The 25,930-nt window shown below is 60.4% G+C and carries 20 protein-coding genes and 1 pseudogene; 5 read left to right on the forward strand and 16 right to left on the reverse strand.

Going from position 1 to position 25,930, the window contains the following annotated elements:
* Nucleotides 1-63: 63 nt before the first annotated feature.
* The 4 genes from JOF46_RS21965 to JOF46_RS21980 all read right to left on the reverse strand — a co-directional run bounded on the left by JOF46_RS21965 (nucleotide 64) and on the right by JOF46_RS21980 (nucleotide 8,056).
* Nucleotides 64-5,085 carry a helicase-related protein gene (locus JOF46_RS21965; RefSeq protein ID WP_209912242.1) on the reverse strand — a complete coding sequence of 1,674 codons (5,022 nt, stop codon included), beginning with the start codon at nucleotides 5,083-5,085 and terminating at the stop codon, nucleotides 64-66.
* A 38-nt stretch (nucleotides 5,086-5,123) separates the two neighbouring features.
* Nucleotides 5,124-5,525, reverse strand: coding sequence for a TnpV protein (locus JOF46_RS21970; RefSeq protein ID WP_209912277.1), 402 nt, complete (start codon nucleotides 5,523-5,525; stop codon nucleotides 5,124-5,126).
* 32 nt (nucleotides 5,526-5,557) lie between these two features.
* The gene (locus JOF46_RS21975) at nucleotides 5,558-6,226 is read right to left on the reverse strand and encodes a recombinase family protein (RefSeq protein WP_209912244.1); all 669 of its coding nucleotides are present in this window, start codon (nucleotides 6,224-6,226) and stop codon (nucleotides 5,558-5,560) included.
* A 1,365-nt stretch (nucleotides 6,227-7,591) separates the two neighbouring features.
* On the reverse strand, nucleotides 7,592-8,056 hold the full coding sequence (locus JOF46_RS21980; RefSeq protein WP_209912246.1) for an Lrp/AsnC family transcriptional regulator: 465 nt from the start codon (nucleotides 8,054-8,056) through the stop codon (nucleotides 7,592-7,594).
* A gap of 112 nt (nucleotides 8,057-8,168) precedes the next feature.
* On the opposite strand from JOF46_RS21980, the gene JOF46_RS21985 reads away from it, so the two are divergent.
* Nucleotides 8,169-9,413, forward strand: coding sequence for a MalY/PatB family protein (locus JOF46_RS21985; protein ID WP_209912248.1), 1,245 nt, complete (start codon nucleotides 8,169-8,171; stop codon nucleotides 9,411-9,413).
* A gap of 245 nt (nucleotides 9,414-9,658) precedes the next feature.
* Nucleotides 9,659-11,068 (forward strand): APC family permease, encoded by a 1,410-nt coding sequence (locus tag JOF46_RS21990; RefSeq protein WP_209912250.1) that lies wholly within the window; start codon nucleotides 9,659-9,661, stop codon nucleotides 11,066-11,068.
* Nucleotides 11,069-11,433: 365 nt separating this feature from the next.
* On the opposite strand, the gene JOF46_RS21995 is transcribed toward JOF46_RS21990, so the two are convergent.
* The 12 genes and pseudogenes from JOF46_RS21995 to JOF46_RS22040 all read right to left on the reverse strand — a co-directional run bounded on the left by JOF46_RS21995 (nucleotide 11,434) and on the right by JOF46_RS22040 (nucleotide 21,586).
* The gene (locus tag JOF46_RS21995) at nucleotides 11,434-12,195 is read right to left on the reverse strand and encodes a sulfite exporter TauE/SafE family protein (protein WP_209912252.1); all 762 of its coding nucleotides are present in this window, start codon (nucleotides 12,193-12,195) and stop codon (nucleotides 11,434-11,436) included.
* A gap of 196 nt (nucleotides 12,196-12,391) precedes the next feature.
* A complete protein-coding gene (locus tag JOF46_RS22000; RefSeq protein WP_209912254.1) occupies nucleotides 12,392-13,789 on the reverse strand; it encodes an MBL fold metallo-hydrolase in 1,398 nt (465 codons plus the stop codon).
* 9 nt (nucleotides 13,790-13,798) lie between these two features.
* Nucleotides 13,799-14,047, reverse strand: a complete 249-nt coding sequence (locus JOF46_RS22470; RefSeq protein WP_245348772.1) for a hypothetical protein — start codon at nucleotides 14,045-14,047, stop codon at nucleotides 13,799-13,801.
* On the reverse strand, nucleotides 14,044-14,733 hold the full coding sequence (locus JOF46_RS22475; RefSeq protein WP_245348773.1) for a hypothetical protein: 690 nt from the start codon (nucleotides 14,731-14,733) through the stop codon (nucleotides 14,044-14,046). The genes JOF46_RS22470 and JOF46_RS22475 overlap by 4 nt, the downstream gene beginning before the upstream one ends.
* On the reverse strand, nucleotides 14,730-15,017 hold the full coding sequence (locus tag JOF46_RS22480; RefSeq protein ID WP_245348774.1) for an NAD(P)/FAD-dependent oxidoreductase: 288 nt from the start codon (nucleotides 15,015-15,017) through the stop codon (nucleotides 14,730-14,732). The genes JOF46_RS22475 and JOF46_RS22480 overlap by 4 nt, the downstream gene beginning before the upstream one ends.
* A 165-nt stretch (nucleotides 15,018-15,182) precedes the next feature.
* A complete protein-coding gene (locus JOF46_RS22010; RefSeq protein ID WP_209912256.1) occupies nucleotides 15,183-15,866 on the reverse strand; it encodes a GntR family transcriptional regulator in 684 nt (227 codons plus the stop codon).
* Between the two features lie 577 nt (nucleotides 15,867-16,443).
* Nucleotides 16,444-16,609 (reverse strand): annotated as a pseudogene (locus tag JOF46_RS22015) (IS481-like element ISAar27 family transposase); the annotation flags it as partial.
* 416 nt (nucleotides 16,610-17,025) lie between these two features.
* Nucleotides 17,026-17,766 (reverse strand): enoyl-CoA hydratase/isomerase family protein, encoded by a 741-nt coding sequence (locus JOF46_RS22020; RefSeq protein WP_209912258.1) that lies wholly within the window; start codon nucleotides 17,764-17,766, stop codon nucleotides 17,026-17,028.
* Complete coding sequence (locus JOF46_RS22025) at nucleotides 17,759-18,934, reverse strand: CaiB/BaiF CoA transferase family protein (protein ID WP_209912260.1); 1,176 nt, start codon at nucleotides 18,932-18,934, stop codon at nucleotides 17,759-17,761. The genes JOF46_RS22020 and JOF46_RS22025 overlap by 8 nt, the downstream gene beginning before the upstream one ends.
* Nucleotides 18,931-19,989, reverse strand: coding sequence for an ABC transporter substrate-binding protein (locus tag JOF46_RS22030; protein ID WP_209912262.1), 1,059 nt, complete (start codon nucleotides 19,987-19,989; stop codon nucleotides 18,931-18,933). Before JOF46_RS22030 ends, JOF46_RS22025 begins: the two co-directional genes overlap by 4 nt.
* On the reverse strand, nucleotides 19,986-20,783 hold the full coding sequence (locus tag JOF46_RS22035; RefSeq protein WP_209912264.1) for an ABC transporter ATP-binding protein: 798 nt from the start codon (nucleotides 20,781-20,783) through the stop codon (nucleotides 19,986-19,988). Before JOF46_RS22035 ends, JOF46_RS22030 begins: the two co-directional genes overlap by 4 nt.
* A 35-nt stretch (nucleotides 20,784-20,818) precedes the next feature.
* On the reverse strand, nucleotides 20,819-21,586 hold the full coding sequence (locus JOF46_RS22040; protein ID WP_209912266.1) for an ABC transporter permease: 768 nt from the start codon (nucleotides 21,584-21,586) through the stop codon (nucleotides 20,819-20,821).
* A gap of 949 nt (nucleotides 21,587-22,535) precedes the next feature.
* Between JOF46_RS22040 and JOF46_RS22045 the strand changes: the two genes are divergently transcribed.
* The 3 genes from JOF46_RS22045 to JOF46_RS22055 form a co-directional block, all read left to right on the forward strand.
* Nucleotides 22,536-23,189, forward strand: coding sequence for a TetR/AcrR family transcriptional regulator (locus tag JOF46_RS22045; protein ID WP_209912268.1), 654 nt, complete (start codon nucleotides 22,536-22,538; stop codon nucleotides 23,187-23,189).
* A gap of 55 nt (nucleotides 23,190-23,244) precedes the next feature.
* The gene (locus JOF46_RS22050) at nucleotides 23,245-24,855 is read left to right on the forward strand and encodes a carboxyl transferase domain-containing protein (RefSeq protein ID WP_209912269.1); all 1,611 of its coding nucleotides are present in this window, start codon (nucleotides 23,245-23,247) and stop codon (nucleotides 24,853-24,855) included.
* A 9-nt stretch (nucleotides 24,856-24,864) separates the two neighbouring features.
* Nucleotides 24,865-25,930, forward strand: a 1,066-nt coding sequence (locus JOF46_RS22055; protein ID WP_209912271.1) for an acetyl-CoA carboxylase biotin carboxylase subunit, incomplete at its 3' end; no start/stop codon positions are given.

The following is a 25,930-nucleotide window of genomic DNA, read 5'->3' on the forward strand; positions in this document are numbered from 1 at the left end:
ACCCCGCAAGGTCGCCAACCGCAACCGGGCGATGTGCACAGCCTCCACCCGTGGTGCTTGCGTTTACCGCTCCATGTCAGCGCGGTCAACAGTGCTCGCGCCGCGCCTAGTTGAAGCCACCGCAGGCTCAGTTGCCAGCGCTGAACCCCGCGTCCCAGCCGGGACCGGCGAGTTGGCACGCTGGATCTTCTGCATGGTCTTGAGCTCTGCATCGAACGTGGGCTGGGGGTTCTCTTCCCCGCGCATCTGCCTACCGATTCTCTCCACATCCCACCGGGCTACTTGTAGTGCATCGGCGTGCTTGAACGGTTCCCTCAAGGCTGCTGCGGCATCGCGATATTCCTGCCGTGTTTCCTCGATGGCGCTCTCCAGTTTCACCACTGCCTGCGGCAGGCGATTGATCTGGTTTTCCAGCCGCTGGATGAGTCCCACATTTGGGTTCATCGCCGTCTCTCGGCCGACCTCCACATACACCCCCGGGGCTTGGTCAATGTGGAAGCGAACCGGGGATGAGTTGATGTCCCCCAGGATGCCCATCCCTTCCACGACGCGCACGTTGTGTCCGGCGAGGGTTCCCGCGATTCCGGCGTCCCGCTCGGCGTGCATCGGCGGCCTGAACGACGTGTTCTCCTTGACCCACGTGCCCAAGGCCTCGGCTGCGTCGGTGCGCTTGTCGTGGCGTGTGCCCTTGATGGTCATGGCGAAAGAATCCCCGCCGACTTCACCGGTAGTTCGGGCTGCAGCCGCTTGAAGCTTGGGCAGGTTGTCGATCTGCACGCGACCCTTGGTTTCCGCTCCGTCCTTGCGGTGCACCAGCGAGGCCTGGTTGCGGTTCCAGGCACGGCTGAGCCGTTCCAGGCGGGAGAGTTCCTGCTCGGCCTTCGACTTCTCAAGGATCAACGGGTTGCCACTGGAAATGGCCTTGACCTCGGCAAAAGACAAGGTGTTTTCCCCAACGTCCTCGATCTCGCGCACGTCGAGCTTGCCGCGCATGATCTGGTCAATGAACTTGGACTTCCGCTCCAAGGTTTGCCACATGAACGTGTCGAACGATCCCTTGGTAACGACCTGGGAAATCTCAACCTCGGGATTCTGGTTCCCCTGCCGAATGATTCGTCCGTGGCGTTGGGAAACATCAGCAGGACGCCACGGCGCATCCATATCCACCAGGTGCACGGCACGGTTCTGGATGTTCGTTCCCACACCCATTTTTTGGGTGGAGCCAATCAGCACGGCAACGTCCCCACTGCGGCACGCGGCAAAGAGCCGGCCCTTTTCGGCATCATTTTTTGCCTCATGCATAAAGCGCACCTTCTCTCCCGGCACACCACGGGCGGCCAGGTCGTCCTTGAGCTGGTCATACACGTTCCAGTCCTTCGACGGTGTACCCAAATCGCAGAACACGATCTGCAAGGCCCCCGGAGTCGGATGGTCCTCCTTCGTGCTTGGATCCATGAAGATGCGTTCTTTGGTCTTCTCATAGACCCCGGCAATCACGTCCGCTGCAGCCCCGGTCTTCGTGGAGGCCTCCAGCATCTCCAAGGTCGGATCCACCAAGCGCATATCCAGTGCGGCCTTGCGCCCGTCACCGGATATCTTGAGCATATTGTCCTCACGAGGGTCCACCTGCCGTGCCTGCACCGCTTCTGCGCGCTCACCGATATCGGCAATGTAATCCGACAGCTCTGCACTGGGCTCCACAATGACCATCCGCGGCAGTCGCTTCCCGTCCTCACGGGCAGCAAGATCAGGCACCGGCAGCTGAAGGTCTTCAGCGGTCTTCACGTCCGCGAAAGTGTGGAACATCTTCAACAGTTCCGGCACATTCTGGAACTTGGCGAAACGTTCTTTCAGCTTGAAGCTATCCCCGCCGGCTACGGACATCTCCATCTCCGACACCACTTCACCAAAGGTCGCCGCCCAGGTGTCGAAGTCGTTGATCCCTGCCTTTTCCAGCAGGTCCGGGCGCAGGTAGCGCTGCATGACATACATTTCGGTGACACTGTTGGCAATCGGCGTAGCCGTGGCCCCGGTGATCACCCGGTCTCCGTGGGTTTCGCGCAGGTAGTCGACCTTTGCGTGCAGGTCGGCTGCACGCTTGGAACCATCAATGGCCGCATCACTGATGTTGGACGGGGTTTCCAGGTTCTTGAAGTCGTGCAGCTCATCCACGATCAGGTAGTCGATACCGGTCTGCTCAAACGTAATCCCCGGATCGACGGGTCGATCTCGTAGAACCTTCATTTTTTCTTCCTGGGCTTGGAGGCGCGTCTCCATCTTTTTGACTGTCATCGACTTTTCACCACGTTCTGCCGCTCGTGCGCTGGCAGCGTCCAGCTCGCGTCGACTTTTACCTATTTCCCGCATCACGTACTTCTCTTCTGACTCTGGAGACAGCTCGATCCGCTCGAACGCATTCCTCGTCATGATGACCGCGTCCCAGTCATTGGCCGCAGCACGCGCCACGAACTCGCGGCGTTTGTCCCCTTTCAGGTCTGCCGATGACGCGGCAAGAATCTGTGCCTGCGGATAGATTTGCAACCACTCCCGGGCGAACTGGTCCAACATGTGGTTCGGCACCACGACGGCCGGCTTGTTCGTCATTCCCAGTCGGCGCAGTTCCATGGCACCCATGACCATCTCGGCGGTCTTGCCGGCCCCCACCTCGTGGAACAATCCCACCGAGGGTTCGGAAATCATCCGTGCCACCGCTGCGCGCTGGTGCGGGCGCGGTTTCCAACTCTGCACCAACCCGGGGAATGTCAGCCGTTCCCCCTCGATGCTGTAGTCACGCAGCACAAGAGAATTGAAACGACGGTTGTATTCATCGGTCAGCACGACCGTGCGTGCGGGGTCTTCCCACACCCATTCGCTGAACCGCTCCTTGATCATCTGCGCCTTTTCCTGCGCAGCAGTGGTCTCGGTCGGATTCACGATACGGCGGTTGCCCTTTTCATCGTCGGGGTCCGGATCGGTCACCTGCACCCGTCGCTGTTCCAGCAGGTTCTTAAAAATTTCCCCTGCCGCCATCCGATGGGTCCCCCAGTCATTACGCGCTTGGAAGGTCTGCTTGCTGGCTTTCACATCCCAGTTCGCACCACTGGCCCTATCCACATGGGCACGCGGGTCCTTGATCAGATCACGAAGGAACTGCGCATGGATTTCCGGGGCGATCCAGACCGAACCAACCTTCGCCTCAATCTCATCCGCACCCAAGGGACGCGGCAGCACATCCTGCAGATCGGTGACATTGCGCTGATACATCGGGTCATCGATTGCCGCTGCGGTGGCGGCATCGAGCTTTTCGCGGATATCCCCGCTGAGGTATTCGGCACGGGTCTCCATGACCCCCGGTTCACCGGGAACGTCATAGACCAAATCCCCCAGCGCTTCGCGCGCCTGTGCTGGTTCGGTGCCCAGCAAGGAAGCAATATATTCCAGATCAACTTCACCCACGGCATCCAGGGTGACGACCAAGCCCTCGGCGGGGGTGTCCACCCCGCGCACGGGCTTGCGCGGCTGAACCTGGCGTTCGGTCAGCAGTGCTGCCGGGGCCGCACTTTGGGTTCCCTCATCAAAGTACTCAAGGGCTGACACCAAGGGGCCGTAGGGGTCTTTGCGCAGCGTAGCCATGACGCGCGGCTGTATGCGGGAGAGGATGTCATTCCCGTGCTCGTCCGTGCGTCCCGTGCGCCGCTGACCGAACCGGTTAATCGGCCCGTACTTTGCCGCGTATTGCTCGTATTTGGTCGCCAGTTCAGCGCGAGCGGTCACCAATTCATCGGTGTCCTCCACGTTGGAGGCTTCCAGGCTCAAGACCAAGCGTGCTCCGTCGCGCAATCCAAGGAGGGAACGCAGTTCGGCCTGTTGGGTGGCGGGGACTGTCAGCGGCTCGGCGACCCTGTTAGAGCTGACCTGGGTGAAGGTTCCATCCTCGAGCGCGGCGATGTGCCCGACCTGTTCGCTGGCTGGTGTTTGCGGCATACGCGCTGCTGCTTGCACTTCGGCGGCGCGCAGGTCTTCTCCCATCCCCCGGCCTGCGGCCACGGCGGTGGTGGCAATCTCCTGCAACTGCTCATGCAGCTGTGCGGGGACTGCCTGCAAGTCATCGGTCCGCACGTTCACGGTGGCGTTGCCGTACATACCGTTGCCCACTTCAATCTCCCCCAGGACCTTGTCCGAGTTCTGGGTGAAGTAGTTATTGATGCGTGCTTCGGCCCCGGATGCGGTGGCGACGGGCCGGGAATCCAGCCACTCTGCATTCCCTGGTTCTTCTCCTGGCAGGCGGCGGCGGAAGACCAGGACATCGGTCAGTGCGTCCGTGCCGGCTGCCCTGCGGTGTGCCCCGTTGGGCAGCCGCACCGCGCCCAAAAGGTCCGCATTATCAAAGATTTCCCGTCGCGCGGCCGGATTCTGCGCATCAAGGGTGAAGGCCGAGGAAACCACTCCCACCACACCCCCGGGACGGGTGAGATCCAGGGACTTGATGATGAAGTGGTTGTGCATCGAGTGCCGGCCCTGGTTGTGGGTCGTATCGTGCAAGATGTTCCGGCCAAAGGGCACGTTGCCCACCGTGGCATCGAAACGTGCCGAACCGAACTGCGAGTCCGCAAAGGACTCGGTACGGATCGTGGCTCCTGGGTACAAAGCTTGGGAAATACCTGCGGTGATGGGGTCCAGCTCCACCCCGGTCATGGTGGCTCCCTCCGGTGCCAAACCAATGAAGGTGCCAGCACCGGACCCTGGCTCCAAAACATTGCCGCCCTCGAAGCCCAGGGTTTGCAGGGTCTGCCAGATCTCGGTGGCCAGTGCCGGGTCGGTGTAGTGGGCATTGATGACCGTGCGGTTCGCCGCCCGGTATTCGGCCTCGGTGAGGAGTTCGCGCAACTCTGCGCGATCCTCGGCATATTCGGGGCGGTTTTCGTCAAAGACTTCTGCCACCCCGGTGGCTCCCCAGCTGCCCCACCGGGCCAGGATTTCCTTCTCCGATGCGCTGGCCTCACGCTCGGCCTCTTGTAGCCCGCGCAAGGTGCGCAAGGCTTCAAGGTTGGCGCGGAACCGCGCCCTGGCGCCCGAGGGTGCCAAGGCATCCTGGTTGACTGGAATGAACCGTGAGAGCGTTTCTACTGGTTCAGGTCGTGTCCCATCTCTTCCTGCTGCAATTCCTCCAGGGTCTCGCGGTGAAGCCGGTTCACTTCCTTCATGTATTCCAGATAGACGCCCATCGTGCTCGGTTCCTCGTCCTCGTCCGGCTCCTCCTCCAAGTCCTCCGGCTGTGGGGTCAACATCTCGGCCCTCACGATTTCCTCCGCCTGCATCTTCGCGCCCGTCAACCTCCCGACCTTCTCCAAATAGGTCTCCCCCGGCGAATCGGGTCCAGCGATCTGCACCTGCAGACTGTCCACGCTGTTCTCCGCTTCCTCCCCCAGGTTCGTGAACCAGGCTTCCGGGTCCACTATCAGTTCGTACTGGCTCGGGGCCAGGGTCTTCCACGCGTTCTGTGCGAACTTGCCGTATGTGTTCATCACGAACCTCCTCGGGTTCTGGAAAGAGAAAATCATCCAGGGATATTTGGCCCTGAACCTGGGTTTTGCGCGCTCTGGCCACGTGTCGTCTCCCGGGGTGAGATTGCTGGTTTCTTACCAGCGTATCCATCCCCGGCCAGCCCATCCTGGCGCAGCGCACGAATGATCGTTGATCGACTGACCTCGAATTTCTCCGCAATGCGGTCAAGCGACCACTCTTCGTGCTCTCTCAGCCTGCGTGCCTCGCGCACATCATGAGGTTGCAAGCGTGGGGGCCGGCCTCCCTTGCCGGTGGCCGCCCCCAGACCGGCCATGGTGCGTTCGCGGATCAGTTCGCGCTCCATCTCGGCCACCGAGGCAATGATCCCGAACATCATGCGTCCCTGCATCGTGGTGGTGTCGATGCCTTCGGCCAGGGAGCGGAAGGCGATCTTGCGTTCCTTGAGCGTGTCGAGCAGTTCAGCCAGGCCGCGCACGGTGCGGCCCAATCGATCCAGCTGGGTGACCACCAAGGTGTTGCCCGGCTGCATGGCACGCAGGCAGGCATCCAGTTCTGGGCGCACCACGGTTGCCCCTGGCTTCCCTTGGTCTGCATACACGTCATAACAGCCTGCGGCGATGAGTTGCTGGCGCTGGCTCTCCAGGTCGTGGTCCCTGGTGCAGGCACGGGCATAGCCCAGAGAAACGCCCTCGGGGACCATGCGTGGTTCCTCCGCGCCGTCCAGTCTTTCCGGCCGATCCATGCTGCATTCCCCTCGGTGGGCTTGGACCCGTTTCAGGGTCGTGGGTCCAGCATACATGTTTCGTACTTGGTTTGTGACTAAATTGTTGATTCCCATTTTTCACGTCATCACGAGCGCGAGCCCTGGTCCCGCTGCACACTCGTGGTCCATGCCAAATAACCCGGTCCCTCAACAGGTGGGCCGGGCGGGAGCGTCTTGGACCACGGGAACGACGCCGAAACCCACGACGATTGGGAGCGTGTGCATGATCGCCGGCAGCGGCAGGCGGGATTCAGGGCGGAACGTAACCTGGCGGTGGTGTGCACGCGGTCGGTGGGGTCCCGGCGTCCACCTGTGTGCGGGAAAAGACCGAAGGAAATATCTTTTGCCGTGCCCATGTGGTCGCGGGGCTAGCCACGGATTTAAGGGACAGCCCCCACGGCCGCACACCTTGGGGGAAAGCGCGGACGCGGGGGCTGGTTATCCCGCCCGGTGGCCTCTTGGGGGACGGCGCTTCCGGGCGAACGCCCTACATTACGCACTCACCCGAGCGAGTGCAAAAGTCGCGTTCGACCAGGTGTGCATTCGGCGGTACGTCGTGGAGGTACTCAGGATTGCAAGCGGCCCCGCGCTTGTCCTATAGACCGATCCGCCACCGCGACATTTCCCCGGGAAGGGCTCTGTCCACCGCATCTTGGCCGGAACAGGCCCGGCACCGGACCATTCCAGAGATCCAGGCGGGCCTCGGTCACGGTACAGACGGGCTGTTTTCTTCCGGTTTTACAGTTCCTGAAACCTCATTCCGGAACAAGTCAGGCGTGACCCATGGTAGCCACCGTCGCTGGGAGCGATGGACATCATTGATAGGGGACGAAATGATTGACCTGAAAAGCTTTGAGGATGCCCACTACCTGGCGGTGACCGAGGTGGCCCTGGCGACGCGCGTGTCAAAAATGACGGGCACCGGATGGTGCACGAGGGGGAGCTCCCGACGGTCCGCTTCGGCCGGTCCTACTGGGTTCCCGCCCTGGCCGTCCAGGATTACCTGGTCGCCGAACCCCACGCCGCGGCCCCGGGGCGGCGTCACGCTGCACCCTAGCTGAGGGATCTACCGCCCCCGGATGCGCCGTTCGGGCCCCAAAAGGAAAACCCCCACGACCGCACGCCTTGGGGGCAGGCACAGAAGCTGAGGGCTCGTATCCCGTCCGGCGGCCACCTGGGGGACAGCGCATCCGAACGAACATCCCACGCTACCTTCACCGTAAACGTGATGCAAAACGCCGCAACCCATCGCTGACCCTCCTACGGGGACACCTCCGTACTCCTGGGCATTGCCGGGTTCGTCTACCGTTTGGCGGCGCGCTTAAGCGGCAAGGCGCGAAGCGCCACCGATTGCTTCATCACGATGGTCGATTTCAGGCTCCTGAGGCCCGGAAGTTTGATCAGTACCTCGTCATAGAGGCGCTGGTATGCCGATTGGTCGGCAGCGACTATGCGCAAGATGTAGTCCGGCACACCGAAGAGCCGCTGGGCCTCGATGATCTCCGGAACCTCTGCCAGTGCATCGTCAAACGCAGTTACCCCGGTGGCGCGGTTCAGCGTCGCGAAGGCGATGGCCTCAAACTGCAAGCCGACTTCGCCGGGGTTGACCACTGCGCGATAGCCCTGAATGACGCCGGCAGCTTCAAGGTCTCGGACGCGGCGCTGGCAGCGCGACAGGCTTAACTGCACGTGGCGTGCAAGATCGGTGAGCGTGATTCGACCGTCCCCTTGGAGGCGGGCAAGAATTTCGCGATCTATGGCGTCCATTCACGAAATCCTACTGCACCGAGGCAAGAGTATTACGAAAGTGAAGAACATCTTGCCTGCATATTCTCCTACTGTGAGTGGTAACACAAAAGCACTCGATGGGGAGATGGAAATGAGCAGTGAGACCTTGGCGCATAAGCGGCCAACAAGGACGAATGGGGATCATGGGCCTTTTGACGAGGTCATCGACCGCAGCGTAACCAATTCCTATAAATGGTCAATGGCGCACAAGCTGTTGGCACCGGACGAGGCCGCCGCCGAACCATTGCCAATGTGGGTTGCCGACACCGATTTCAGAGCGCCACAGCCCGTCATTGATGCACTACAGGCGGCCGTAGACCACGGCGTATTCGGCTACCCGGGAGGGGCAACCGACAATTACCGTGCAGCCCTGATTGGCTGGCAGGACAGGAGATTTGGCTGGGATGTGGCACCGGAGTGGATCGTCCCGACATCCGGGATTCTCACCACGCTCAAGACTGCGGTGCAAGCATTCTCAGCGCCGGGGGATTCGGTCCTGATCCAGCCGCCCGTGTACTCACACTTTCACGACGACATTGTGCAGAACGGCCGCCACCTAGCACTTGCCCCGTTGGATCGTACGGAGGAGGGCTACCGGTTCAACGCCAGTGTCTTCGAAAAGGCCATTCGCGAGGACACCAAGTTGTTCATCCTCAGTCATCCTCACAACCCCACGGGGAATGTGTGGAGCGAGGAGGAACTGCGCATCATGGGGGAGATCTGTGCCCGCCACGACGTCATCGTCATCAGCGACGAGATCCATGGCGACCTGATCATCAATCCTGCCAAGCGCCACACCCCCTTCGCTTCATTGGGGGAGAGGTTCGCGCAAAACAGCATCACCTGCGTTGCCCCAAGTAAGACGTTCAACCTCCCAGGGCTGCAAAGCGCCAATGCGATCATCCCGAACCGGAAGCTCCGCAAGGAGCTTGTTCGGCAATTCGAGCGCAATCTTGCCCCGTTTGTCAACGTGCTCGGCATGGTAGCCGCCGAAGCCGCCTACTCCCACGGGGAACCGTGGTTGGAGGAGATGCTCACCTACCTCCGAGGCAACCACGCCCGCTTCGCCAACGCGATCAACACCGCTGCGCCGGGGATCCAGGTGCTCCCCGCAGATTCCCTCTACCTGGCGTGGATGGACTGCCGCGGTTTGGGGATGGATGCCGAAGCGTTGGACAAATTCATGCTCACCAAGGCACGGGTCTGGCTGGACAAGGGGCAGAAGTTCGGACTCGAGGGCCGCGGGTACATGCGCGTGAATCTTGGCTGCCCGCGTTCCACGGTGGACGAAGCGATCCATCGAATCCTCACAGCCGTCAACGGGCGACTACCTTAGCGGTATCCACGGCCTCCGGACGTCGCCCTGTCGGGGACCCATGCATGACAGCCGGTCGGCCTACTCGAGCCGCCGCCCACGGGCCTTGGATCGGTCGCTCCTCGACCACCGCACCGATTCTCGCGGAAACGCCGGAAAGCCATTGAGTTATTCGGGCAGGCCCACCCTGCATATTTTCTTGCGTTGTACCTCACGCCGCTGGCACAGCGGCACCATTCCAAGACAGAACGGCTGCACACTTCGCAATGGCATCTCTATCTTCCCCTGGCACTCAGGGCACGGAATCCGTTCCGGCCGCGCTTGCCCGGAATCAAGACAATCTCAAACGGACCATTGGCCTTTCCGGAGCCATGAGCATCTCGGTGAACCAGATCCTGGGCGGCGGCATTGTTTCGCTCACTGGTGTCGCCATAGCGATGACCGGCGGAGGCGTGCCCATCGCCTACGTGCTCGCTGTCATCGTCGTGATCATCAGCTCGGTCCCATATGCCGCACTCGCCGCGGCCTATCCAACCGTCGGCGGAATCTACACATGGCCGGCAACCCTTATCCATCCCCGCGTCGGATTCCTCCTGGCTTGGCTGATGGTTCTGGGACGAACCTCCCTGAGCCTTTACGGCCTTGCGGCCGGTGCCTACTTGAACGCCGTCAATCCCTGGTTTAACCCGGTCTGGGTTGCGGTATCCCTCGTGACGATCTTCTTCCTTGCCAACATTGCCGGTTCGCTCTTCTCCGCCAGACTCGGCGTCGTCTTCATGGTCACCATGCTGGCCGGGTTCCTGGTGTTCGCCTTTTACGGCATGTCAAAAGTGAACTGGGAGATCTACCCCGAGGTCATGCCAGAGGGCCTGGTGCCATTGCTGAGCGCTGCGGCGTTGCTGTCCTTCGCCACGGGCGGCGCCTTCGGCGTGGCCGAACTGGGACGGGAAATGAAGAACCCCGGACGCGACATCCCGTTGGCCATGATTGGGGGCACGGGGCTGGTCGGCGTGCTCTATGTTCTTGTGGCCCTGCCGGCGGTCGGCGTCCTGCCAATCTCTGAGGTTGCTGGCCAGCCGCTGTCCACTGTGGCCGCAGAATTCCTGCCGCATGGACTGTGGCTGTTCTTTATCTTGGCAGGCGCCATGGTGGCACTGATCAGCACCATGAACTCCGAGTTCTCCTGGGGACCCAAGGGACTGCTGGCCGCCAGCGACGATGGGTGGCTTCCGCGGAAGATGGGTGCGGTCAACAAACGGTTCGGCACACCCCACTGGCTACTGCTGATCCTTTACTTCCTGGGCGTCATCCCGGCGATGGTTGGAGTGGACATTTCCATGATCGGCACTGCAGCGTCGGTGTTCGTACAGGTCATGTTCATGGTCATCGTTATTTGCTCGCTGATCATGCGACACAAGATGCCGCAGCTGCACGAAACAGCACCTTTCAAGCTCAACAAGGGGCTGCATTACACCATCGCGGTCGTTGCCGTGCTGCTCTCGGCATATCAGGGATACTTGCTCCTGGACTACTTTGATGCCCGGGCTTGGATCGCCTGCGCGGTGTGGGTTGGTGTCGGCGTCATTATCAGCATCGCCCGCTATCCAGTGGTCAAGCGGACGCTGCAAGAGCGCGCACACGCTCTGCGAGAAACGACGACGCCAACGATGGACTAAGATTGTTTGTCCGGAAATAGGCGCAGCGCCGGATACAGAATTTTCCGGGCTGGCCCCGCAGCACAGCCAGGGGCTTGTGACCTTGGTGTCGGGCCATAAACTCCGAAGATCGGTCCCTGATTCACCGAAGGGAAATCAGGGCAACTGCCGGACGCACCGCGCCAGCGGGGCGTCCGGCAATTGCCCTGGGGCCCTGGAACTGCTGGGATCCTGTGGGGAGCATATGATGCGTCACCCATTGATTCAAGTGTGAGCAAAAGCGTTTCAACGCGTCCCGGCCACCGCGCACAGGACAGCCCCAAGCTGCACCAAGGATCCAACGGAGTTGAGTTGCCGCTTGGCATGTCCTGCTGCCTGTCCTGGTATTACCCGGTGAGGGCTTGAAACGCTACATAGACTGCGACGAGCAGGACGAGTACGGCGAATCCGCGCTTGAGCAATTTTTCCGGAAGTGAGCGTCCAACCCGTCCGGCGAGCAGGGATGCCGCCATGGCAGCGACGGCGAAAGCCGCAGTGACGCTCCAGTCGAACTCAAGGTTGCCCAGGTGAGAGATGAACCCGCCAACTGAATTGATGACGATGATGACCAAAGACGTTCCGATGGCAAGGGTCATGGGCAGGCCCAAGACAAGTGCCAGAGCCGGGACGATCAGAAAGCCGCCCCCGACACCGAGAAGCCCGGTGAGGAAACCGACAACCACGCCAATGGCAACGGCCTTGGGCAGGCATCGGCGCCAGCGGACACTGCCTTCGCGGCTGTAGCAATCTCCCGTGCCGGACTTGGACGACATGAACATTCTGACCCCTGCGGCGATCATAATGGCAGCGAACACCAGAAGGAGGGTTTTTTGGTCCAGAACCCGGTTCACAGCAGAGCCACCATAGGCAGTAATGCCTCCGGTTACACCAATGATGAGAGCCAGGCGCCAATTGAGCCCATGACGGATACGGGGGAGAACAGCTACGGCAGAGGAAGCGCCAACAACGACCAAGGAACTGGGAATGGCGGCAGCAAGCGGCATCCCCATCCCGTAAACCAGCACCGGTACCGCCAGAATGGATCCACCGCCACCCACCAGCCCAAGCAGGCCCCCCACCAACAAACCAAATGCCAACGCGGCGATCATCAGCGCCGACCTCCGCTGAGCAGAGACGCGGGCTGTCTCGGCCAGAGGGCAGACGACAGCAAGCAGGAAGCAAGGACTATAGGTTCGCAGATACTTCCGATAGGGAGGCCGGCGGCAAAGAGACGCTTGGGCGCGTATCCTGCGACCCGGAGTCTGGCTGGGTGACGTCTTTGCGCAGGAGGATTGGAATGAAGTTTCACGCTGTTACGGAATCTTCCCGCGCTGCCCAGGCGATGTAGCTGCCCTTAAGCTCGACCACGTCATAGCCTTGGCGACGCAGGGCACTGGCTACGACAGAACTGCGCACCCCGCTCTGGCAGTACGTGACGATAGTCCCTTCACGGGGCAGCCGGTCCAAATTCCACAGAACGCGGCCGCCGTGCAGCTGCCCGGAACCGGGTATGTGACCGGCTGTGTGCTCGCCTTTTGCCCGGACGTCCAGCAGCATGGCCGCCTCAAAGCCGTCGACATCCTCGGGCTGGATCAAGCGCGGGATGCTCAACGGCAACCCGTCAACGCCGGTAACGTATCCCTGCACGGTATCGATACCGACCCTCACCAGACGGTCCCACAATTCCTGTGCCTCTTCCTGCCCGTCCGCCAGCAACACCAAAGGCAGTGCTTCCCGCTCCGGATCCACCACCCAGGCCGCATATGTAGCAGTGCTCTTGCCCGCCGGGATGTTGAGGGCACCGCTCACGGTGCCCTTGTGCACCTCCGTGTTGGGCCGGGTATCCACGAAGATCACCTTGTCGTTTTCGAGGTCTTTCGCGACGGTTTCAAGATCGAGCTCCGGCAGCAGTGCCCGTTCGCCCATCACCGCCGGACCTTGCCGGTTCTGGTTCTTCATACGGCCGAAGTAGAAGGGCGCATCCGGCTGTCCGTCCAGAAGCTCTTGAACGAAACCTTCCTCATCGTTCGCAGCCAGATAGGGACCCCACCAGGCATAGAGCCGTTCATAGCCGACCGTGGTGGAGGGAATTGTGCCCAGAGCCTTGCCGCAGGCGCTGCCCGCTCCGTGACCGGGGTGGACCTGGACATAGTCCGGAAGGGCCAGAAACTTGTCCCGGAGGCTAGCGAACATCTGCTTCGCCCCTTGGAACCGGGTATCGATGCCGCCGGCTGCTTCATCGAGAAGGTCCGGCCGGCCCAGATCTCCCGAGAAGACGAAGTCTCCGGAGAGCAGATAGCCCGGCTGGTCGCTAAATGCGCCGTCGGTAACCAAGAAGGAGAGATGCTCCGGTGTGTGCCCGGGAGTGTGCAGGGCCTGGACTCTGATGTTTCCGACAGTAATTTTGTCGCCGTCATAGAGCCGTTCACTGGCGAACCGGTACTGCCAGTCCGGGCCGCCCTCGCCGGAGACATAAATGGTGGCACCGGTCGCGGCGGCCAGCTCACGGGTGCCCGAGAGGTAGTCCGCGTGGATGTGGGTTTCGGTCACGGCAGTGATTTTCATGCCGTTGGCCGCAACGACAGACTGATAGACGGCAATGTCCCGACGGGGGTCGACGACGACCGCTTCACCCGTACGCTGGCAGCCGATAACGTAGCTGGCCTGGGCAAGGTCCTGGTCATAGATGCGCTCGATGAGCATGGGGTTCTCCTAGATGATTAGGGGTCGGACGTTTGAGGCACGCCCTTTGAGGATGAGGTTCCAGTACATATAAGGCAGCCCGTAGCGTTTGAGGAGCCACATGTCCCGACGTTCATGCGTGGTATCAATCAAAGGGATGCTGGGGGTGGGCTTCATGGTGTAGTCGAACTCGGCCAGGAGCATCTTGTTTCTGGCCGTAGTCAGCGGGCAGGAGGCGTAGCCGCCGTACCTGGCGGCAGGTGCCGCCGAATCCTTCACGGACAGCAGGTTATCGACAAGAACCGGAGCCTCTTTGCGGATGGCTGCCCCGGTTTTGGAGTTCGGGCTTGACCCTGCATCCCCCAAAGCGAAGACGTTGGGATAGCAGGTGTGTTGCAGTGTGTGTGTTTGTCCACCTGCACATAACCGAGCGGATTTTTGGGATCGGCCAGCATCGTGTTCTTGATACAGTCAGGGGCAGGCTGCGGGGAACGGCATGCAGCGGGTCGTAGCGGATTTCTTCGCTGGTCCCGGCAACACAGTCCTACCGTGATGGTCTTCGTGGCACCGTCAACCCGGGTCATTTCGCTGCTCTTGCGCACTTCAATGCCGTACCGGGCGACGGCCTTCTCGAGTTCGTCGGCAAACGCCTTCACCCCGAACATGCCGGGGGTCGGCAAGACCAGACCCACGCGGATGTCGTTCAGGACTCCTTGCTGCCGGCAGTAGTCGGCGGCAAGATACGCGATCTTTTGGGGGGCGCCACCGCATTTGATCGGAGCGGACGGCATCGTGAAAACCGCCGTCCCGGACCGCAGGCTGCGGATCATGTCCCAGGTTTTGGGGGCCAGATCGAAACGGTAGTTGCTTGACACCGTGGACGTGGCAAGAGCGCTCTCCCATCCCGGAATCTTGTCCCATTCAAGCTGGATTCCCGGACCCACCACCTGGTACTCGTACCTCACGGTTGCCCCGGTTCCAGGGAAACGGTGCACGCGTCCGGGTGCACGTCGGTGGCGGCGTCCTTGATCCAGGCAACACCCTGCGGTATCACCGATGCCTGTGGCCGGACAAGCTCGTGTGCATCGGCACGTCCACCGCCGATCAACGTCCGAAGCGGCTGGTAACAGTGCTTTTCACCGGGTTCAATGATCCCGATATCGGTCTGGCCCTGATGTCTGAGGGGGGTCGCAACACTAAATCCAGCATTACCACCTCCACTGATGAGAATCCGCCGATGAATGCCCATGAATCACAACTCCTACTCGCTCCGATGGCAGCTACGGATATCCGGCACCTGAAGAGCGCGCACGCCCCATAAGGGCACCGCCCATCTAATGCACATAGATCTAATGTACGTACATTTGGTGCTGGGCGGAAGAGCTATACGAAAAAGTTGGGTTTGTGACCGTGGTCAGCGCTGTTGGACTGCGGAGACGACGGGAGGATAGGAAGTGGTAACAGTGAATCGGTCGCCCCGGATGAGGGTTTCGCGCCATTCCACCGGTTCGCCTAGGGCGAGTCCCACACGTTCAATGAAGAAAGCTGCGGTGCCGACCGGACAGGAAAGCTGTTGGGATTGGTCGGCGTCGGTCGTAATGGCATGAAGCGTTTCGCTGCCGCCGCTAAGAGTGATGTTGCAGAGCTGGCTCAGGACACTATAGAGGGCCGTATGTGTTAGATCCGCGTCCAGGACGGCTGCAGCCTTGGAGGCAGGAAGCCACACCTTGTCCACCGCGATTGTCTCTTCATCGGCGTAGCGGGTACGGGAAATGTAAACGAGCCGTTCTGCTGGATCCAAGCCAAGACGAGCCGCGGCCGCCGGGCTGGTGCGAAGATCAGCCGTTTCCACTTCACTGCGCTGCGTCATGCCGGCATTTTCCACCGCGGCGAACAGACTGTAGACCGGACCGAAACGTTGCTCATCCTTAACGTTTACCAGAGCGGAAGGCCGGCCGCGCTGAGCTGAGATCAGCCCGGCACGTCTCAGCGGACCCAGTGCAGTACGAATGGTAGCCCGACTGACTGAGTACTCATCGGCCAAGGCGAATTCGCCGGGAAAGCTCTCGTCGAACTCATCCCTCCGAATCCTGTCCATCAGGTCGTTTTGGATTGACTGCCATAGAGGAATCTGAGCTTCGCCAGCGCTTGCGGTCTTATGAGGTGGGGTTTCCACAGTGTCCTTCAACGATCATCCCGTGTATTCCGGGAAATCCAGTACCGGCGGCGTCCACCAGCCATGTAGGCGGCAGAACTAGGCCTGTAGCTTTCCAATAAACCGATCCTACCCCTGTGAACTCCGGATGCTCAGCAGCGTTTACACTCGCGGACACCTGACTCCTGCATGGAAGCAGGCAGCTAATCTGGAAAACGGTCATACTTACTGTTGCTGGCGCCTGTCTCTGGTCGGCGTCAGATTCATGGTCACCCGTCTGCTGCAGCATCTCGATGCTCTGCCGATTGGCCTTGCTTCCGTGCTGGATTAGCCCGCGGATGGACGCGGTTGACCAGCCTGCACAGAGGGCGGACGGCATGAAGTCACGGGAACGGCCACCCATCGATGGCAAAGTGGCTCCCAACAATGCCACTGGTGGCTCCCACGGAGAATATTCGCGTTTTCCCGGAATGGTGCCCACTGGCAATATTGCTGGTCCCCACAGAAGCAAATATTTACCAGAGCGTGGGTACAATGCCGCTGCGGATTCGTTGGAGGCTCGCGCGCGGATCATGTAGAAAATGCTGCGGGAGATTTTCTGTGTTTTGCAGAATTCACTGATCGTCAGGGCGTCGGGGTGGGTTGATGATCAGGACACGCACGCGCGGTGGGAGGGCATTGGTCATTCTTCGACTGTCGCAGAAACAACGGGGTCAAAGTGTCCACGATGTGCTGAGACAGGACAGAGTGAATCCCTTCGAGACGAAAAACACCCGCTCACCGGGAGGTGGAACCCGGCGTCCAAGCCCACGACGTGGCCATCCCTGCATGCCCGAAAACCACCCAGGCCGCCGATCCCGGGAAAATCATGGAACCAGCGGCCTGTCGGTAGCCGATGAAAAATCGAGGTTAGTCCCCGGTGTCGCTTCAGGACATGAGCGTGGTCGTGTGGGACAGTCCTCCGTCCCGTCCTCGCCATACTCGCGCAGCGTTTCACCCACCGATGCTCGCAGGCAGGTGCGTGAGGCACCTATTTCCTTGGCCTGGGGCCACCGGCTGGCCCCGAAGGACGCGCTGGACAAGACGCCTACCGGCGGAACAACTAGGACCCCTGAAAGTTAGCGGGACGTTGTTCCTCGAACGCTTGTCTCCCTTCCTTGGCGTCGCGGCTCTGTAACACCCGGGTTATTTCTCGTTGGGCGTGCGCTTGCTGTTCGGCCGGGCTGAGAGGGATGACGGCGTCCGCAAACTTCTTGATGAGTGACGTCACAAGCGGTGCGTATGAAGCCAGCGTCCTTGCCATCTCGGTTGCCACCCGGAGTTCCGAACCGGGCGAGACGACGCGGTTGATCATGCCAACGTCATAGGCCCGCTGCGCCGTGATCGACTCCCCCATCAGCAGGAACTCCATGGCAATCTTGTGGGGTATGCGCGACACGACAGTGGCGCACAAACCTCCGGTGATCCCGACCTTGGCCTCCGGATAGCTGAAGGATGTGTTGTCCGCGGCCACGGTGAGGTCGCAGTATTGCTGCAACATATAGCCACCGCCGGCACAATGGCCGAATACCGCAGCGATAACGGGCTTCGTGACACGGGCTCCAACATTTGGAAATGCTCGCCACGGAGCTTCTGGTGGGGCACCGAGATCCGCGCCGACGCAAAATGCCCGATCCCCTTCGGAAGTCAGGACAGCAACTCGGTCATTGGATGATTCGAAGCGGACCCACGCCTCCTGCAGGCCGCGAACCACATCCTCATTCAGCGCATTCAACTTGTTGGCACGCCGAATCGTGATTGTCGCAACATCTCCGGTCGACTCGTAGGAAACAGATTCATTCATGGCCGGCCGCCACGGCATTTTCGAGACCTAATTCGGCAAGGATTTCTGCCGTATGTTCTCCCAAGGCCGGGACTCGACCTCCAACTACGGCTGGATCGAATAGCGATGACCTTGCCGGCGGGACCGGCACTGAGAATGATGTTCCATCTACGGCGGTCGCCTGCACAAATGTCTCGTTATCGACGACATCTGCTGCAGTCAGGACATTTTCGTACGCCCGGATCACGGCTGAAACTAGTCCTGCCTCGGACAAAACCTTCACGCACTCTTGAACCGGTCGGTCGGAGAATGCAGATCCAACGATGTCAAGGAGCTCGCGACGATTGATAAGACGCCCTCGTGCATCGGCATACTTCTCGTCGTGCACCATCGAGGGACGTCCAATAACTTCGCATAAGCGGGCGAAATGCTCTTGTTTGTATGCGCTGAGCACGAAGTGTCCGTCCGACGCTTTGAAGACCTCAGCGGCCATCGCCATATTTGGTTGGCCATTTCCCTTGCGCCGCGCGGGAACGCCTGTGACATCCTGCTGCATCCAATTCATGGTCTGCATATGGATCGCCGTGTCGAGCAGCGCGATCTGAATATCGTCGCCAAGACCAGTTCGCTCTCGGCGCAGCAACGCCGCGAGGACTGCCTGAACCACAAGGTACGCGGTCGTCTGATCAACGATGGCCACCCCTACTCGCTGAGGATCTCCGTCCGCTTCTCCCGTCACCGACATCAGGCCACTTTCTGCCTGTGCGGCGATGTCCAAACCAGCCCGTGTAGCTGAGGGGCCATGCGGACCGTAACCTGTGACCGAAACATTAATAATTCCTGGGTTGAGTCCCCGCACTCGCTCGACACCAAATCCCAAGCGTTCCATGGTCCCAGGCCGCAGGTTATGGCAGACGACGTCAGAGCTGGCGATCAACCGCTCGGCAACCGCGACGTCCCGCGGATGTTTAAGATCCAGAACAATCGACCGTTTTCCACGGTTGGAGCCGCGCAACATCGACTCGCCAAACATGCCCAGGTTGCGCGATATTTCCCCTCCCGGCGGCTCAACTTTAATTACATCCGCACCCATCTCCGCGAACTGCTGAGTAGCGCTCGGAATCGCTATAAACTGACCGAAATCGGCGACTCTGATCCCTGACAGAGGAAGGCCTCCTGAATTCGTCATGAACACGTCGTGCTCACATTATTTTCGAAAGACAACCCGTCGTCGCTTCCGAGCACCCATTCTGCATTTTTCGACCATTGACTGGCGTCAATTTGGTCATGGAATGTGGGTTGTACAGCATCCCACGTAATGGAGGCAACATCAGGTGATACTTTTAGAAAATCTGCAATTAGGGCTGTGCCAGCCGCCTTGTTTGCATCAGATGCCAGCCACTTCGTTGACGCAGCCATTGCCTGACAGAAACCCTTTACAGCTTTCGCGTCCTTCTCCATGGTCGAGCGGGTGGTCATCCAAAAACCCGCAAGTCCGGATTTACCGATATCTCCCGCAGTGCCGTTGAGCGAATCGGCGAGCGTCGTCAGCTCGATTCCTTGTGCGCTAATTACAGCCCCGCTGGAATACGGCAGCACCGTTGCATCGAATGCTCCGCTGCGAAGCGCCGGTGCCTGGGTCTGGCTGAGACCCGCTGCGATATAAGTCACCGAATCGGGGTCCACGCCGCCATCTTTCAAGACCTCACGGGCGAACGATTCTGTCGCACTGCCCCGGGCTGTTACACCGAGCTTCTTTCCCTTCAATGACTTGAGATCAGTGATGCCACTGGCAGACGTGGCGACGATTTTCCAGTCCAAATCCTCAAACGGTGGGAGGGCCACTAGATCCTGGCCTTGCTTCATGGCGGGCATAGCGGTGGGTGGATTGGCAAAGCCGATCTGGAATGTGCCGCCTATGAGCCCTGCAGTGACCTCCGGGCCAGACTTCGCGTTGACAACTTCCACCTCGAGGCCCGCATCCTCGAAAAAGCCCTGCTCTACAGCGATAAGCAGAGGCAGTGCGACCGCGTTATTCGCGATGCTGCCGACCGTCAATTTGTCCGAACCATCGCCATTGGCAGTGCCGCCTAAGGATGAACCGCCACAGGCGGTCAGCGAGATGACTGCAAGTGCGACGGTAAGCCCCGCAGCAATGCCCCTTCTTGATCTCTTGATGCTCAAAGTGGTTCCATTCCTATTGTCAATCGGTTTGATGGGCTGAAAAGTGTCGAGCTTGATCATTTGAGGCTTTCGCGAAGCCTCATAAACAACTCGACAAAGCGTGGATCAGTCGCAACCGACTCAAGATCTCGAGGTCGTTCGATGTCCACCATCACGTCGTCCAAAATTTGCCCGTCGCCAAGGAGCACGACTCGATCAGCGAGGGCTATTGCTTCACTTAGGTCGTGCGTCACAAAGACAACGCTTCGCTGCTCGTTGCATTGCCAGAGCCTCAGGAACTCCTCTTGGATTGAGACTCTTGTGTGGGCATCAAGGGCAGCGAATGGTTCGTCCATCAAAAGCACGGCGGGGTCCAAGGCCCACGTACGCGCAAGCGCAACTCGTTGGCGCATTCCTTGCGATAACTGCCAAGGCCATAAGTCTTCGGAGCCCGAGAGGTGAACCGCGTCAAGCCAACGTGCTGCAACCGCACGGCGTTCGAGCTTGCCGACTCCGCGAAGCTCAAGTCCATACTCGACGTTGCGTATCGCGCTGCGCCATGGAAGCAATGCATCGCGTGCCAGCATGAAACCAAGTTGACCGCGAGCGTCTCGAGGCTTGCGGCCCGCCACCTCGACTGTCCCACGGGAGGGATCCACAAGGCCCGCAACCAGGTTGAGCAAGGATGTTTTGCCGCAACCGCTTCGGCCGACAAGCGCAGTGAATTGGCCTGAGGGGATTTCCAGGTCAATGTTGGAGAGTACGGTACGAGTCCCACCATCCGGTGAGGTATAGGCTACGGAAACGTTATCAAGAACAATGGCGTTCGCAGTATGTGGGAAGCCTGACGTAGCGGGATCAATGGTCATAGTCATGGGTAATCTCTCTGGACTCGGCACATGGGGTGAAATCATCGGGAAGTCGGCTGCTGCCACCGCAGCAACCGCCTCTCGGCGAGTCCCATTAGTTGGTTGAGCAGGACCGCCACCGCAGCCAGTAGCAACAAGATCGCGTAAACCGCTTCCATCCGAAATGTGGCGGAGTAGGCGGCGATGAGTTGTCCCAGTCCATTTCGCGCTGAAATCAGTTCCGATGCGACAACGCCAAGCAGCGAGTAGATGAGGCCGAGACGGAGCGCCGCGAACACCGCCGGGGTGGCAACGGGTATGAATATCTTTGTGAATATCTGTTGCTTCTTAGCTCCTAAAACTATTGATAAGCGGAGCAGCTCAGAATCGCTAGACTTTACTCCCGCACGCGCGCCCGAGAAGACGATGAAGAAAACCAACGTGGAGGCGAGTGCGACCTTTGCCGAAGTATTGATGCCTAACGCCACGATGAACAGCGGCGCGAGTGCAATGCGCGGCATTGCATTTGCGGCATCGAAGAATGGACTGATAACACGTTCTACACGTGGAAGCAGTCCGAGGGCGACTCCGGCCACGATGCCTACCGCGCTGGCCAAAATCCATGCGATAAGTACTGCAGTGAGAGTCGCTTGGGTGTTAGACCACAACTCTCCGGATTTTGCCGCGGTCACTAGGTAATCCCAGGATTGACCCGGCGACTTCGAAAGTATTGGATCAAGCCACTTCTGAGAGGCAGTCAGCTGCCACATGCCCAACCAAGCCAGAGCCAACAGAAGCTGATATCCACGGACCACAAGAGTCTCACGCACGGCTAAAGACGGGGGCCACTTCGCTCGAGGCTTTCCAATGTCGGGCACCATCTGACGGCTCGCCCGAGATGGGCGAGAGATCAGTGTTGAATCAACTGCATTTCTCACAAGAACTCCAATTTGTGCAATGTGGTCCGCCCCTGAGTGCAGAGGCGCTTTCGCCGAAAGGGCGGGGGAAGTGACCGTTGAGGGCAGCGCTGGTCATGTCGGAAAGGTCTTTCCGAGTTGACCGGTGATAACGACGAGAAAATGCTTTTGCCGACCCGAGTTTCGAGCAGGATATCTAGCCGATCCTGTGATGACGATCACGATTGAAATAATTGTACGTACATTTGCATGTCTGTCAAACAAACGGATCGTTCATCGTTCGCGCGTTATGTTCGGAAGCAGCTTGAGCTCAACATGGTTCTGCGGCCGAGCTCCGAGGACACCGTCGCATCCGTAAGCGGCGACTACGCCGGCCGCGAAGGCCGGCATAAGGGGACGTGAGGCCCAACCCCACCTCACTCGAACCGAAGAGGCCGTCCGTGAATGCAGCTGCAGCCGTGGTTCTGGAATCCGTGCCGGAGTAGATGGCAGGAGGCGGAAATCCGCCCGCAATATCAATCGATCGATTTCTTTTCTTAGCGTTTAGATCTAAGCCCGCTCCTCGTGCCCGTGGAGAGGGGTCCTAGCGGTGGAAGCCGCCAAGCCCACTCCCCAAATCGACAAATGGCCTATTTCTGAAACATCGGCAACACAGCCATGCGGCGTCCTGACGCGTGACCCGGCAATGCGCACTCCTTATCGCGCAATCACATGGCAAGTGGGGCCGCGTCGGGATTCACCTAGGCCCAAACGATTCCCGATCAACTGATTGACACTCAGCTCGCTTCTGAGCTTTACTGTTGAGTATTACCCAATCGATTGATTGGGACAAGATATTTCCATACAAGGAAGAGCCCCCACCATGAATTTGGGCAAGGTCCAGCAAGCAGCGGTTTCGCTCTTTGCCGCCCGCGGCTTTGCTGCCACCGGGATTCGTGATCTCGGGGCGGCCGCAGGCATCAACTCGGCAACGCTCTACCACTATGTCGGGAGCAAGGAAGACCTCCTGGTGAGCATCATGCGCGATTGCCTCAACGAGATGATTCGATCCGGTTCCGAGGCACTGCGTGGCAGCGCCGAACCAGCCATCCAACTGGCATTCCTGGTGTCATCACACGTTGGGCTCACCGGCACGAATCAGCTCACGGCCAGGGTGGCCGAATATGAAATGCGCGCCCTCTCCGAAGCCAATCGTCCAGCCATGCAGGAGCTCCGCGATGAGTATGAGGCTCTTTTTACCCAGGTTCTCGAACGTGGCGTCCGGGTCGGGGCATTCAACACTGACGACCTCACCATGGCGCGGCTGGCACTCATGGAAATGGGGACCGGTGTCGCTCACTGGTTCCGACAGGATGGCCGCTTGCGGCTTGAAGAGGTGCAGCAGTACTTCGTCAACATGGCCTACCGAATTCTCGCCGTGGACAGCACCGCCCTGGACGGCGTCGACTTCGTCGTTGCCCCACGCCGGCTCGACAGCGAACCCGATCCCGTGCAGGTACGCGCAAACGCTTCCTAGCACCCCCAAGAACTTTCCCCATCCCCTCATACCCCCCCGCGACGAAAGAGAAACCGTGGAAACACTGATCAGCAGCGTTGATACGACCGACCCAGGATTTGTGCAGAATGCAGAGCGCCAATCGGGGCTCGTACAGGAATTGCGTACCCGACTGGCACGGGCGGCTCTGGGGGGCTCGGAGAAATCTCGCCAGCGCCATCTGGATCGCGGGAAGCTCCTGCCCCGTGAACGCGTCAACGCCCTCCTCGACGAGGGCTCCCCCTTCCTGGAGATCGCGCCCCTTGCGGCAGAAGAGATGTACGGCGGGGAGTGCCCCGGTGCCGGAGTCATTGCCGGAATCGGATTGGTGCACGGACGCCACGTGCTGGTGATCTCCAACGACGCGACGGTCAAGGGCGGCACCTACTTCCCGATGACCGTCAAGAAGCACCTACGCGCCCAGGAAATCGCGCTGGAAAACGGGTTGCCTTGCGTGTACCTGGTCGACTCGGGTGGTGCGTTCCTGCCCATGCAGGACGAGGTCTTCCCCGACCGCGACCACTTCGGGCGGATCTTCTACAACCAGGCCAATCTGTCGGCGCGCAAGATCCCGCAGATAGCCGCCGTCCTCGGCTCCTGCACCGCCGGCGGCGCCTATGTCCCGGCGATGAGCGACGAGACCGTCATCGTCCGCAACCAGGGAACCATCTTCCTGGGCGGCCCTCCCCTGGTGAAGGCGGCCATCGGCGAAATCGTCACCGCGGAGGAACTCGGCGGCGGAGACCTGCACGCCAAGACCTCCGGGGTGGTGGACCACTTGGCCGAAAACGATGCCCACGCCTTGTCGATAGTCCGGAACATCATTGAAACCCTGCCTCCGTCGCCGGAACCGGTCTGGGACATCGCGGCACAGATTGCAGAACCGTTGGAGGATGCCAGCGAGCTTTACGGAACCGTCCCCACCGATGTGAACGCCCCCTACGATGTCCGCGAGGTCATTGCCCGCGTGGTCGACGGCAGCGAGTTCCACGAATTCAAGTCCGACTACGGCACCACGCTGGTCACCGGGTTCGCCCGCATCCACGGTCACAACGTCGGCATTGTCGCCAACAACGGCGTGCTCTTCTCCGAGTCCGCACTCAAGGGCGCCCATTTCATCGAACTCTGCGACCAGCGCGGCATCCCGCTGGTTTTCCTGCAAAATCTCGCCGGATTCATGGTCGGGCGCGATTACGAGGCTGACGGCATCGCCAAAAACGGCGCCAAGATGGTCACCGCCGTGGCGACCGCCCGCGTCCCCAAACTGACGGTCGTCATCGGGGGCTCATTCGGTGCGGGAAACTACTCGATGTGCGGGCGGGCGTATTCGCCGCGTTTCCTGTGGATGTGGCCTGCCGCCCGCATCTCGGTCATGGGCGGCGCGCAGGCCTCCTCCGTCCTGGCCACCGTCAAGCGCGACCAGATCGAAAGCGCTGGCCGGAGCTGGGATGCCGCCGACGAGGACGCCTTCAAGGAACCCATCAAGGAACAGTACGAAGCCCAGGGCAACCCCTACTACTCCACGGCGCGAATCTGGGATGACGGTGTCATCGACCCGGTCGATACCCGCCGGGTCCTGGGCATGGCCCTGGACGTGTGCGCCAACCAGCCTCTGCCGGAGACCTCCTTCGGCGTCTTCCGGATGTAACAGCCCACCATGAGAACCCCATTCCAGAACGGATCAACCGTGAAAAACGAACTCTTCCATACGGTGCTCGTGGCCAACCGCGGGGAAATCGCCGTCCGCGTCATCCGCACCCTGCGCGCCCTGGGCATCCGCTCGGTCGCCGTCTACTCCGACGCCGACGCAGGAGCCCGCCACGTTGCCGAGGCCGACATTGCCCTGCGCGTCGGGCCGGGCCCCGCCACCGAAAGCTACCTGAGCATCGAGGCAATCGTGGATGCTGCCCGGCGCAGCGGCGCCCAGGCCGTGCACCCCGGCTACGGGTTCCTCTCCGAAAACGTCGACTTCGGCCAAGCCCTGCAGGATGCCGGCATCACGTTCATCGGCCCGGACGTGAAATCCATCAATCTCATGGGCGACAAGATCCGCTCCAAAAACCATGTGGTCGCCCACGGTGTTCCCGTCGTGCCGGGCATCGCCGAACCCGGCCTGAGCGACGAACAGCTCGGAGCCGCGGCCCTGGACATCGGTTTCCCGCTCCTGATCAAGCCCTCCGCCGGTGGCGGCGGCAAAGGCATGTTCGTCGTCGAATCAGCCGAAGACCTGCCCGAAAACCTGGCCAGCGCGCGGCGTACCGCAAAAAGCGCCTTCGGCGACGACACGCTGTTCCTTGAACGCCTGGTGCGCAACCCGCGCCACATCGAGGTGCAAGTCCTAGCCGACAGGCACGGAAACACGGTGCACCTGGGCGAACGCGAATGCTCCCTGCAGCGCCGCCACCAAAAGGTCATCGAGGAAGCTCCTGCGCCACTGCTGGAAAACCTGGCCCACGGCGCCAGGATTCGCGCCGAACTGGGTGCGGCCGCCGTGGCGGCCGCCCGCTCCGTGGACTATGTGGGGGCGGGAACAGTGGAATTCCTGGTCTCCGATGAGAACCCGGAAGAATTCTTCTTCATGGAGATGAACACGCGCTTGCAGGTCGAGCACCCGGTGACCGAGGAAATCGTCCGGATCGACGGGGAACGCATCGACCTGGTCGAATGGCAGGTCCGCATTGCCGCCGGCGAGGCCATCGATTTCACCCAGGAGCAGGTGGAAT

The organism is Paeniglutamicibacter psychrophenolicus (assembly GCF_017876575.1).
Taxonomy (GTDB): domain Bacteria; phylum Actinomycetota; class Actinomycetes; order Actinomycetales; family Micrococcaceae; genus Paeniglutamicibacter; species Paeniglutamicibacter psychrophenolicus.